At 45.7% G+C, this 10,971-nt stretch carries 12 protein-coding genes; 4 read left to right on the top strand and 8 right to left on the bottom strand.

What is annotated here, in order from left to right:
- Nucleotides 1-258, top strand: a 258-nt coding sequence (locus PAEAM_RS22245) for a lipoate protein ligase C-terminal domain-containing protein (protein ID WP_279303102.1), incomplete at its 5' end; no start/stop codon positions are given.
- Nucleotides 259-537: 279 nt separating this feature from the next.
- Nucleotides 538-1,341 (top strand): Cof-type HAD-IIB family hydrolase, encoded by an 804-nt coding sequence (locus PAEAM_RS22240; protein WP_062833159.1) that lies wholly within the window; start codon nucleotides 538-540, stop codon nucleotides 1,339-1,341.
- Between the two features lie 328 nt (nucleotides 1,342-1,669).
- Here PAEAM_RS22240 and PAEAM_RS22235 read toward each other — a convergent pair whose 3' ends face one another.
- A complete protein-coding gene (locus tag PAEAM_RS22235; RefSeq protein WP_100529021.1) occupies nucleotides 1,670-3,196 on the bottom strand; it encodes an NAD(P)/FAD-dependent oxidoreductase in 1,527 nt (508 codons plus the stop codon).
- Between the two features lie 156 nt (nucleotides 3,197-3,352).
- On the opposite strand from PAEAM_RS22235, the gene PAEAM_RS22230 reads away from it, so the two are divergent.
- Complete coding sequence (locus PAEAM_RS22230) at nucleotides 3,353-3,922, top strand: TetR/AcrR family transcriptional regulator (RefSeq protein ID WP_100529020.1); 570 nt, start codon at nucleotides 3,353-3,355, stop codon at nucleotides 3,920-3,922.
- 64 nt (nucleotides 3,923-3,986) lie between these two features.
- Here PAEAM_RS22230 and PAEAM_RS22225 read toward each other — a convergent pair whose 3' ends face one another.
- On the bottom strand, nucleotides 3,987-4,925 hold the full coding sequence (locus PAEAM_RS22225) for a DMT family transporter (protein ID WP_036669117.1): 939 nt from the start codon (nucleotides 4,923-4,925) through the stop codon (nucleotides 3,987-3,989).
- Between the two features lie 120 nt (nucleotides 4,926-5,045).
- Here PAEAM_RS22225 and PAEAM_RS22220 point away from each other — a divergent pair, with 120 nt between their 5' ends.
- The gene (locus PAEAM_RS22220; RefSeq protein ID WP_243391437.1) at nucleotides 5,046-6,467 is read left to right on the top strand and encodes an aminotransferase-like domain-containing protein; all 1,422 of its coding nucleotides are present in this window, start codon (nucleotides 5,046-5,048) and stop codon (nucleotides 6,465-6,467) included.
- Nucleotides 6,468-6,607: 140 nt separating this feature from the next.
- Here PAEAM_RS22220 and PAEAM_RS22215 read toward each other — a convergent pair whose 3' ends face one another.
- The 6 genes from PAEAM_RS22215 to PAEAM_RS22190 form a co-directional block, all read right to left on the bottom strand.
- The gene (locus PAEAM_RS22215) at nucleotides 6,608-7,234 is read right to left on the bottom strand and encodes an ABC-2 transporter permease (protein ID WP_100529019.1); all 627 of its coding nucleotides are present in this window, start codon (nucleotides 7,232-7,234) and stop codon (nucleotides 6,608-6,610) included.
- Nucleotides 7,227-8,093: an ABC transporter ATP-binding protein gene (locus PAEAM_RS22210; protein ID WP_036669112.1), complete on the bottom strand. Its 867-nt coding sequence runs from the start codon at nucleotides 8,091-8,093 to the stop codon at nucleotides 7,227-7,229. Before PAEAM_RS22210 ends, PAEAM_RS22215 begins: the two co-directional genes overlap by 8 nt.
- Nucleotides 8,094-8,098: 5 nt before the next feature.
- The gene (locus PAEAM_RS22205; protein ID WP_036610760.1) at nucleotides 8,099-8,473 is read right to left on the bottom strand and encodes a GntR family transcriptional regulator; all 375 of its coding nucleotides are present in this window, start codon (nucleotides 8,471-8,473) and stop codon (nucleotides 8,099-8,101) included.
- A gap of 228 nt (nucleotides 8,474-8,701) precedes the next feature.
- Nucleotides 8,702-9,283: an ATP-dependent Clp endopeptidase proteolytic subunit ClpP gene (gene clpP, locus PAEAM_RS22200; RefSeq protein ID WP_036610761.1), complete on the bottom strand. Its 582-nt coding sequence runs from the start codon at nucleotides 9,281-9,283 to the stop codon at nucleotides 8,702-8,704.
- Between the two features lie 18 nt (nucleotides 9,284-9,301).
- On the bottom strand, nucleotides 9,302-10,174 hold the full coding sequence (locus PAEAM_RS22195) for an RNA polymerase sigma factor (RefSeq protein WP_100529018.1): 873 nt from the start codon (nucleotides 10,172-10,174) through the stop codon (nucleotides 9,302-9,304).
- A 118-nt stretch (nucleotides 10,175-10,292) separates the two neighbouring features.
- A partial coding sequence (locus PAEAM_RS22190; RefSeq protein WP_100529017.1) for an MBL fold metallo-hydrolase occupies nucleotides 10,293-10,971 on the bottom strand: 679 nt, incomplete at its 5' end.

The raw sequence follows: 10,971 nt of genomic DNA, 5'->3' as shown, positions 1-10,971 counted from the left end.
AATGTGAAGCACACTCGCAAATTCCCTGTAGGCATCATCGATCTGCGCATGAACATCAAGGATGGACGCATCGAAGATATCAAAATCTTTGGCGACTTCTTCGGTGTAGGCGATGTGGCGGATATCGAAAATATGCTGCGCGGCAAGAGGTATGAGGAAACCGAGGTGCGTACTGCACTTGAGGGCCTGGATGTAAAACATTACTTCGGCAACCTTGAGCTGGAAGACTTTATTGGCCTTGTTTTTTTGGAAGAGTAGGATTTAGATGTAAGTATAGTTTTAGAACGAAGTCTAAGATTACACGTTAACGGAGAAGACAGAATTCATCGGGAGAAGCGAAGCGTTCGCTTAAAGCTTTTTGGAAAAAAGCTACATCGGAAGCATACGCTTATCAACGGATTTTCCCTTGGGGAATGGAATCAAAAATCCGGGGATAACAGCGATCGAAAGATGAATCTGTATTAGGAGTGGCCTCGTGTAAAACTTATTTTTTCGTTCGTTAGTATAGATACAGATAAAAAAAGGAGAGAAACACAGATGACCTACAAATTGATTGCAATCGATATTGATGACACACTGATCAACGACAACAAGGAAGTAACCCCTGCTACACAGACAGCACTGGAACAAGCAGTTGCCCATGGTGTAACTGTAACGCTGGCGACTGGACGTGCTTATGCTTCCGCACAAGCGCTGGCTCGTCAAACCGGACTTAACGTTCCGATCATCACGTATCAAGGCGCATTGGTGAAAAACCTGCTGGACGAAAAAGTACTTTATGAGCGCTACGTTCCACAGGAAGCTTCCCGCAAATTGTATGATTACTGCCTGGAGAACAATCTCCACCTGCAAACATACATTGACGACAAGTTGTATGCCCGTGAGGAAAACGACAAGCTGCGTGATTATGCCAAATTAAACGGCACCCAATATTACATCGAATCTGATTTCATCAAAGTCATCGAACAAAAAACACCAAAGCTGCTTATTATCGATGAGCCAGACTACTTGGATAAGGTTGCCGTTGACCTGCGTGAATTGCTCGGACCTCAAGTGCATATCACAAAGTCCAAACCTTACTTCCTGGAGATCATGCACAATGAAGGAACTAAAGGCCACGCCCTGACCTTCCTGGCTGACCATTTCGGTCACCAGCTCAGCGAGTGTATTGCCATCGGCGACTCCTGGAACGACCATGAGATGCTCGAAGTTGCTGGTCTTGGTGTAGCGATGGGAAATGCCATCCCTGCCCTGAAAGAGCTGGCGGATTACATTACGGCAAGTAATAACGAAGACGGCGTGAAAGAAGTTATCGAGAAGTTTGTGCTGAACGCAGAGTAAATAAGATCAACGAACAGCCCAGTCGGCGAATTTCGCCGTGCAGGGCTGTTTTTTTAATTTTAAAAATATGTTCATTATCCTGTTTAAACGATTATATAAGGTATATTTTTCTGTTATTTTTTATGTTTTGAGAGCAACAATGCAGTAATCAAGGATAATTGTAGTGAAATCGTAATCGCCATAGATAAGATGACACGATTTGTATCTGGGACATCGGCAAAAAACAAAACAATAAAAAATACAATGAATGAGATGACAATGCTAGCTATGAAATTTAAAATTATTCGTTTCATGTTTTGCCTACTTTCACGCACCACGATTTATTGTTTTACTTGCTCATGGCATGCTGGAAAGACTCCAGCAGTTTTTTTATTTGCCCATCAAATTCCAGTTGAAATGACGGAATGATCTCATCTATTCTTTGCTGGAATAACTCCGGATCTTGGACACCAAGCTCTGCTCTTAACTCCATTTCTTCTTCGGAACCGTTGTCGTTCAGGATCATGTTCAGGATTTCACCTTTAAAGTATTCACTTGGAGGAAGGATTAGAGCATTCATCAGGAACTGGGTAAAAAAGAGATGTTTATTATTTTCCTGACTCGCCTTTTTCATCGCCTGCTTAGTAAACAAGTTTATATACTTCTGAGCAAAAGTAACTCCTTTCATTCGGGAAGGCCCAACATGTTCGACCCCTTTCCAACGCAGATCGGCCACAGAACTAAGCCACCAGGCCGGTTCAATGGCCTGCTGCATACGGAGCAACACTTGGCGCTCAAACTGCGGCTCAGGATGCATTCGCTGCTCATTCAAACATTTCGCTATGGTCTCGGCTTCAATTGCAGCAACCGTCATGCCTTGGCCATGGATTGGATCGAAGCTGCAAAATGCATCGCCAAGGACGAGTAACCCGGAGGGCCAATTCTCCATCAGTTCAAAATGTTGACGGACAGACTCGGAAATACGGTATCCACGCGGTCCTTGAAAAGGCTCCAGCTGTTCTGCCAACGCTACGATTTCATCCGAAGCAAACAGATGTTTGATTTGCTCTTGAAACTCATCCGGATGGGTTGGAGGATATTCATCCCCTCCTGCGTTGAACAGTAATAGTCCAGCGATATCATTTTCAATGCGCCACAACATGCCTGCACGAGTTCCTTGCACAGGATCGGACTCTGTTATCACCGTTCCCCAATCATTTTGAATAGAGGATGGTATCTTATAATAGCGGGTGCTGTAACCAAGAGACACCTTCAGCACTTCCGGCTCAGGCACGGACAACCCTATCTGTTCAAGCCATCTGATCAATTTGGAAGAACGTCCCGCGGCATCAATAACCATATCTGCTGCAAGCATTGCTTCCCGATTATCCCGACCTCTTTCTTTGGTATACACGCCTGTAATCGAACGCTGATCTTCTGATGCCATTAACCCCGTAACTTCCGTACTCGTTAAGAAGCTTATATGATCTATGCTTTGTACTCGCTGACACAATACCCATTCCAGCAGTGCTCTGCTGCTCGATGCAATTTTGAATGAGGAAGCGGCATTCGCCTTATTGACTAATGTACCATAGCGATTGGCAATCACAATTTTCTCTTCATGCGAAGGAATGGCACCAAGCGCGACCAATTCGTCATTGTATCCGGGAAAGTAATGTTCCAGAATGAGTCCGCCGCGCGGTAATACACGATGTGGATGAAAGGATTGAGGCACACCCTGCCGATTTGCCGGCTCAGAAGGCAATTCATCTCGCTCAATGATACATACCTCATCATAATAATCAGATAACATCCTTGCAGTGATTAACCCTGCGATACCTGCCCCGATCACCACAGCTTTTTTCATTTCGGACATCGCCACTTCACCCTCTCTAATCCATCATATTTTATCTACACTTGTAGCGCTATCAAAAAATTACTTATAATACCAATATACACTTGGAATCTCGTATCATGTAAGAATCATTTTGTTGATAATATATAGCTAAACTACAATAAGGAAATGATGTAGATGAAAATGATTGATAAAAAGGTGGATTTGAGAGTTACCCGAACTCATAAATTGTTAACGATGGCGCTACTCGATCTGTTATGTGAGAAAGGCCAGCTATTCAGCAACATCACAATTTATGAGATATGTGACAAAGCTATGGTTCACCGAACAACGTTTTACAAACATTTCAAGGATAAATTTGCTCTGCTGTCCACCACCCTAACTTGGGTCCTTCGGGATTATTTACACATGAATGTAGAAGACCGGTTACAGCAGCCTTTGCAAAGCGTATCTAAAATGCTGTTCGGAAATGTACTGGAGACAATTGTGCAGAACCAGCAGAAAGATGAGGGGTTTAACAACTTTTTCATACATTATATCGGAGAGATATTCAGACGGGATTTTCTGGAATTGAAGAGAAGAGGTAAACAATTTTCACTTCCCATAGAACTGGTAGCCGAGTTTCACTCGGGGGTGATTCGTTTACTTGTGACGTGGTGGATACAACATTTTGAAGAAAATGTTACGGCAGAACAGATGGATGAATATTACTACCTGCTGGTTAACGAGAACATCATGTTGGAATAACAAACAGCTCAACCTAAAATCAATGGCTGATTTTGAGATTGAGCTGCATACCTTCAAACTTTACCTATTTTAAAACAGATTCGGAAGCCTGCACTGTCATCCTCGCACGCTTTCCTTTCTTCAACCAGCCGCTCACCTTCTCATTCATCGCCAGCAGACCTGAAACAACCAGCACCACACCGATCCACGTAACCCAGCTGACATGTTCACCGTAGACAACAGCACCAAGCCCTACGGCAATGGGTGGTGAAATGTATAACCATGTTGCTGGAAACAGCGGGTTGGTACGCGACATAATCCAATAGAACAGACTATGCCCCACCATGGAGCCGATGACAGTCAAATAGATCACCGACGAGACGGCAGGCACCCAGTCCAGAGCAGACATATTCCACGATTCCGTTCCGACCGAGAGCAGGGATAACAGCAGTCCCCCATACATCATCTGCACCGCATTGATCGCTACAGGACTAGCCTCCTTGAACTGATGAATGACCTTTTTGGAGTACAATGCACCTGCTGAATAACAGACTTCCCCTACCAGTACCGCGATACAGCCCCACATAAACAGGGAACCTGCACCAAGCGATACACCTGGCAACACAACCAGTACCACACCGGTGAACCCGATCAGGCAGCCCACAATCATACGGGCAGATGTTTTTTGCCGTAACAGCGCCGTCTGCATCAACATAATCATCAAAGGCCCTGTCGCTGACAAAATGGCACCCACACCCGAGCTCACATGCTGTTCAGCCCAATATAATGTGGCAAATGTGCCGAAGGTCAGCCCCGCTCCCGTTAACAACATCTCCTTGCGGAACAGGAGCGACCAGCTCACTTTGCCCTTCATCCTCATCCATGCAAACATCAGCGCTCCCGCGATTAAAAATCGCAATCCTGCTGACAGAAAAGGCGGCATGCCTGCCTCTACTCCAATTTTAATAGCCAGAAATGTTGTACCGAAAATAAGACACATGACCGTAAATGCAATCCCCACCATGATAACCACTCCTTTATCTGTTCTCCATCATATCTCATGGTCTACAGAACAGAATGAACAAAACAGAACAGTTTTCTCCCATTAGCTGTTACAATAGAGTTCAAAAGGAGTGTGAGCCGGGTGGGCAGAACCATGATGATGACAGATAACAGCCTGAAATTATATGAGCAAGTCATCCATTATCTCGTTGTACGTATAGAAGCGGGAGAGTGGGCCGAACATGAAAAACTGCCATCTGTACGAAGCCTGTCCGAGCTACTCGGCGTACATCGTCTGACCGTATTCAAAGCCTATCAGGAGTTAAAGGAACGTGAGAATGTTTATGTGAAGGATAAGTCTGGCTATTATGTCAGCCCAGCGACTCCATTCTCAGTAACGGATCAGGCGGATGATCCCGCCGTGTCTGCCTGGCTGCATTGGGATTCACTTGCACGAGTACAGTCCCTTGAAGCAGAATACCAATTTTCCAAATCGTTAATCGATCCCTCTTTGCTGCCCAACCGTTATTGGGGTGAACTAATGCGTGATCTGCTGGATCAATATCCCCGTTTGCTCGGAACGTATTCCACGATTCAGGGTGATCTGGAATTGCGAAGTGCGCTGGCAAGCCATCTAACGAAAAAAGAACGCTTCTATCTCTCTGCAGACGAAGTGCTCATTACTTCGGGGGCCCAGCAAGCGATTGACGTCATCTCGCGGACGCTGGTCAAACCCGGAGATCGGGTGTTGATGGAACGCCCTACGTATGGACCAGCAATGGAGATTTTTCGCAAACAAGGCGCTCGTCTGATCTTTACGGATATTCACTCGGATGGGTATGATCTGGAGCAGATCGAACATCTGATGAAATCGGAGAAACCACGCTTATTCTACACGACGCCAACTTTTCATAATCCAACCGGCGTTAACGTTCCAGTAGAACAGCGCAAGCAGTTACCTGAACTAGCAGAACAGTATGGATGTTTTTTGCTCGAAGACGATAGCACCTATGATATCTATTTTAAGGAGAAACCTCCTGCACCCATTTTCACCTACGACACCACAGGACACACCCTGTACATCCGCAGTTACAGCAAGTATGTTGCACCCGGGCTACGGATTGCAGCCATCATATGCCGCCAGCGATTCATGCCAGGACTACAGGCTGTAAAATCACTGACAGATAACGGATCGCCCCTTCTGAACCAGAAGCTTTTTCTCCGTTATTTTCAGTCAGAACGCATGCATCAACATCTGTCCAAGCTGCGGACCGCCATCCAGCTACGGATGGAAGTGATGGAACAATCTCTGCTGGAAACGGACTGGACGTGGACCCGGCCGGAGGGCGGACTCAACTTTTGGGTAGAGCTTCCTGAGGGTGTGGATACAGGGAGACTGCTTCACCGATGCATGGAACAATCCGTTGCCTTTGTACCCGGAACCGTATTTGATTCTTCGGATCATTCAGCCAGTCGCAAGCTGCGCCTGTCCTTCTCTTATGCACATGAGCAGCAGATTCGGGAAGGCATGAGCAGGCTCATTACCCTAACTAAAGAAATGTAAGGTTTGGATTTCCTGGAACTGACGTCACTCCGAAGAATATCAAGTGTAATTTGCCCTCTCACCCTGCTGCATCAAAAAAGTCGCCTTGTGGCGACTTTACTTTTGGTGTTCTATACTCTCTACCTGCACCCGCTCTGTGCTTAAAGGTCTTTTCTTGCAAACAGGCGGATCGTAATAAGATAAGACACTACAAACAAACCTATAATGCCTACAGAAACCGATGCCATTGTCGTTGTGGTAATCATACCGTTCTCGTTGGCCATACTCATGAGGTACGCAACGGGTTGCGCCAGTATAATCATGCAGACCATGAATATCGCATTGATGATACCAGCTCCTTTTTTGCTAAGCCCGTAGAAAAGAGGCATGTATATGGAAACCAGCGCAAGCACCATGCCTATGGAAATGACAATATCCCTAAATGAATAATTCGGCTTGTTCAGTTCAGGATAATTCAGGTTCACAAGCTGGTGAATCCCAAACGACGCGAGTACCCCGAATAACGTATAGATTATAGCAGAAAGGTACTTGGCTTTTACAATCTGTTTGCGGCTAACGGGGAGTGTGACCAGGAAATTGTGATTATGGTTCTTGATATCAATCATGGTTGCCAGCATGACCGAACCAAAGGCTGTGTAGATGCCTACAAAATACATTGACATTTCACTCTTAGGTATAAAGGCGAGACTAAATACCACCAGGTATAACCCAATCGTCCACAGTGAACTTTTTAGTACAATGAAATCTTTACGAAGCAAGTTAAGCATATTTGCGTCCTCCCTTCGCCGTAAAATAAATGAGGTCTTCTAACGTAGGTCTTTGTAAAAGAGCTAACCTTCCAAATAACTGTTCGGCCTCTGCCTTATGATCCGACAATGCTTCAAAACCAACGGCTGTCTCGCGTATTCCGATGAAATGTTTCCGAATGTCGGAATCAAGCAGACCCATATCCCCTTTTACAATCGTATACCTTTCCAGCACATCATCTTTTGCCTCGTTAAACACCAGTTTCCCTTGATGAATAAACGTAATGTAGTCTGCAATACGTTCCAGATCCGTCGTAATATGCGTTGAGAAAATAATGCTCCTTGTTTCGTCCTGTATCATATCTGCAAGCAGATCAAGCAGTTCCCGCCTAAACACAGGATCAAGCCCGGATGTCGGTTCATCCATAATCAGCAGATCCGCTTCATGCGACAAAGCTACGGCGAGAGAATACTTAATCTTCATGCCTTTGGACAGATCCTGGATTTTCTTTTTGGGAGACAGTTCGAACTGATCCAAGTAGTCATTGAACGCTTTATTATCCCATTTGGTGTAAAAAGGAGCGATCATTTGTGTCATCTCCCGGATCGTTAGATGCTCATAATAAAAGCATTCATCTGACACAATGCCAAGGCGTTGCTTGATATCAACTTCCTGATTTGGCATCTCACTGCCCAATGTCTTGAGGCTCCCCTTATCGGGCTGGATCAGACCCGTGATCATTTTGATCAAAGTACTCTTTCCCGCCCCATTCGGACCAATAAGTCCCGTGATATACCCTTTTTTCACATCCAGAGATACATTATCTACTTTAAATAAGGGATACGTTTTGGTTACATTACGTAATTCGATCGCGTTCATTATGCTTATTCCTCCTCAACCAACAATGTAAGATGATGGATTACATCCTGTGAACTCATGCCCAGTTCTCTGCTCTCACGAATCACTTCGAGCATCTTCTCTTCCAATTGTTTCATCCGCCGCTCTCGAATAAAGTCCTGATTGGCTCCGGATACAAAGCTCCCTTTGCCTACAACTGAATCGATCAGTTTCTCCTTCTCCAGCTCTTCATAGACACGTTTAGTTGTAATAACACTGACTTGCAGATCCTTGGCGAGCTGCCGAATGGAGGGAAGACTATCTCCAGCAACCAATTCTCCGCTCAAGATGCTCTGTCTGATCTGAGTTAGAATCTGCATGTAGATCGGATCGCTCGAAGCATTCGATATTAAAATGTTAATCTTTCCTCACCTCATTGATGTTACGTAGTTTTCAGTAGGTATAGTGTGTATATATAATATATACACTATACCTACCGATGGTCAATCCTTATTTCAGATTGTTCTCATTCTGAATCATTCCATAGACGTGGACTGGCTAATTTGGACGACAAAAAAGAGGACGTCAGTTTCCTGTTCGTCCTCTTGATTAATCAAGCCCGAAAGGTCATATGACCTCCCAGGCTAATGTTATGTGCTGGATATGACCTTATCCACCAATCCATATTCGACTGCTTCCGCAGCGGTCAGGAAATAGTCTCGATCCGAGTCCTTCTCAATCCGCTCAATTGACTGTCCTGTATGGTCGGCTAACAGCTTGTTAAGACGTTGACGATGCTGAATGATGCGGTTAGCATGAATCAGCATATCCGACGCCTGCCCTCGTGTACCGCCATGTGGCTGATGGATCATAATCTCACTGTTGGGCAGCGCCATACGTTTACCTTTTGTTCCACCGACCAGCAGTATCGTGCCAAAGCTTGCCGCCATACCTGTACAGATCGTGGAGATATCCGGCTTCACAAATTGCATCGTGTCATAGATCGAGAATCCCGCAGTCACCGACCCACCAGGGCTGTTGATGTACATCTGGATGTCCTTTTCCGGGTCCTCTGCAGTCAAAAACAATAACTGGGCCACGATGGCATTTGCCATCTGATCCTCAATTTCTCCGGACACCATAATGATCCGATCTTTGAGCAAACGTGAATAAATATCATAACTCCGCTCTCCGCGAGCTGTCTGTTCCACTACATAGGGTACTACATTCATATGTGTCGCCTCCTCGGTTTAGGCAACCATGTTGACCGTGTATCCTCCTCCATACGACATCGAGTTCATGCCAGAAGTGGAGTACCCGTACATCATTGGCTGCGTGGATGGAGACGGCAAAGTCTGCTGCAAAATCGTCCCCGCCACAGCCATCGGATCATCAGTCCGATTCAGGCACAGATCAATGATTCGGGCTGTATCCCCATTACGAAATGCCAGCAGATAGCTGCGCAGTTCCTCCCGATTGTCCTCCACTGCGCCTTCTTCATACTGCAATTCAGCGTCCGATTGTTCCAACCTGTGCCTCACTTCAGCTATGGCAGAGCGTGCACGACTTAACGCTGCTTTCACAGCACCTTCTGTCGTATCCAGCATTTCCGCAGTCTCTGCCGCCCTATAACCCATTAATTCACGTAATACATATATCACTCGCTGCCACGGTGGTAGCTTATTTACAAGAAGTTGTACGGCAGACTCCAATTCCTCGAATCGCCTTTCCTCCTCCATTTCGTGTAGGAGCGGCTTCAAGCTATCCAGTTTATAAGCCAATCTCTCCCGCTGACGTAAGATATCAATCCAGCTGTTGCGAGCAATACGAATCAGATAAGCTTCCCAGTTTATATCTCTATTCATCCCGGAAGTTCCAACCACTCTCGACGACAACACTTTGAGACAGGTCTCCTGAACCAGATCCTCCGTGTCTGGAACTGATTTCGTCAGAGATAGACAATACGCATACAACGAACCCATCAGATCGGGTAGTACGGTATGGATGCTTGGGTTCAATTGATTTTTTCTGTCATTGCCATTGAATTCAATATTGAATTTATCTTGTTCACCATCATCATGTGGTCTGTTGATTCTGCAATCCACGGACTTCACAAAGGCCATCTTGGGGGCCCCCCTTTGCTGGTTCCTGATTGATTTTGACTTACACTATGTAAACGAAGAACCCCTTGTAAAGGATACGCTCTTCTGAATTTATTTTTGTTACGCTAGTTAAGTTGAGTTACGCATTCGTTTCCAGCTTTAATGTTCCAAGCGGCACCTTCATCCCGGTAAGGGCAATCGTAATACCTTGATCCAGATTATAATTCTGCCGTACATCGACGTCATGAGACATATGTGTAAAATAGGTATGACCTGGCTTCAGTTCCCGCAGCAGCTCCTGCGCCTCACGCATATCGTACACGGAACGTGTTGAGAATTCCGCAAGCTCATGCACAAAGCTTGTTCCAAGGACCAGCATATCCAGTCCGTGCAATGGCTCTTTTTCGGATGTCTTCAGGTCAATAGCATCTGAACAGTACGCCCAGCTATACCCGTCTCGATCCAGTCGATACGCATAGGAATAACCGTTTTTACCGTGGCAGACCTTCCATGAATGCACCTTCCATCCTCCAAGCTGAATATCATCATCCGTTTCCAGAAAGTCCATATGACGACCCAACCAAGGAAACTGTCCCTGAATGGTAGCAATCACTTCGCGTGGTGCATACAAACGCCCCTTTATACCCAACCAGCGGCATGCATCCGCCCATTCCGGCAATCCTCCAATATGGTCAAAATGGGCATGAGTGATGAGCAGCGTATGCACCATACGTAATCCCTGATCCTCCATCTGTGATCTCCAGTCTGGTCCGCAGTCAATCATGAACTGTTCACTCGTACCATCCCCACCACCGTCA

It is taken from the genome of Paenibacillus sp. GM1FR, from assembly GCF_002803315.1.
Lineage (GTDB): Bacteria > Bacillota > Bacilli > Paenibacillales > Paenibacillaceae > Paenibacillus > Paenibacillus amylolyticus.
Note: the sequence above shows the minus strand (reverse complement) of the source record. Positions and strands in the feature narration are given on the sequence as shown.

What these genes read in the sequence shown, in the direction of transcription:
- PAEAM_RS22240 (WP_062833159.1), top strand. Translation starts at nt 538, where the DNA reads ATGACCTACAAATTGATTGCAATCGATATTGATGACACACTGATCAAC.
- PAEAM_RS22235 (WP_100529021.1), bottom strand. Translation starts at nt 3,196, where the DNA reads ATGTCCGAAATGAAAAAAGCTGTGGTGATCGGGGCAGGTATCGCAGGG.
- PAEAM_RS22230 (WP_100529020.1), top strand. Translation starts at nt 3,353, where the DNA reads ATGAAAATGATTGATAAAAAGGTGGATTTGAGAGTTACCCGAACTCAT.
- PAEAM_RS22225 (WP_036669117.1), bottom strand. Translation starts at nt 4,925, where the DNA reads ATGGTGGGGATTGCATTTACGGTCATGTGTCTTATTTTCGGTACAACA.
- PAEAM_RS22215 (WP_100529019.1), bottom strand. Translation starts at nt 7,234, where the DNA reads ATGCTTAACTTGCTTCGTAAAGATTTCATTGTACTAAAAAGTTCACTG.
- PAEAM_RS22210 (WP_036669112.1), bottom strand. Translation starts at nt 8,093, where the DNA reads ATGAACGCGATCGAATTACGTAATGTAACCAAAACGTATCCCTTATTT.
- clpP (WP_036610761.1), bottom strand. Translation starts at nt 9,283, where the DNA reads ATGAATGTAGTACCCTATGTAGTGGAACAGACAGCTCGCGGAGAGCGG.
- PAEAM_RS22195 (WP_100529018.1), bottom strand. Translation starts at nt 10,174, where the DNA reads ATGGCCTTTGTGAAGTCCGTGGATTGCAGAATCAACAGACCACATGAT.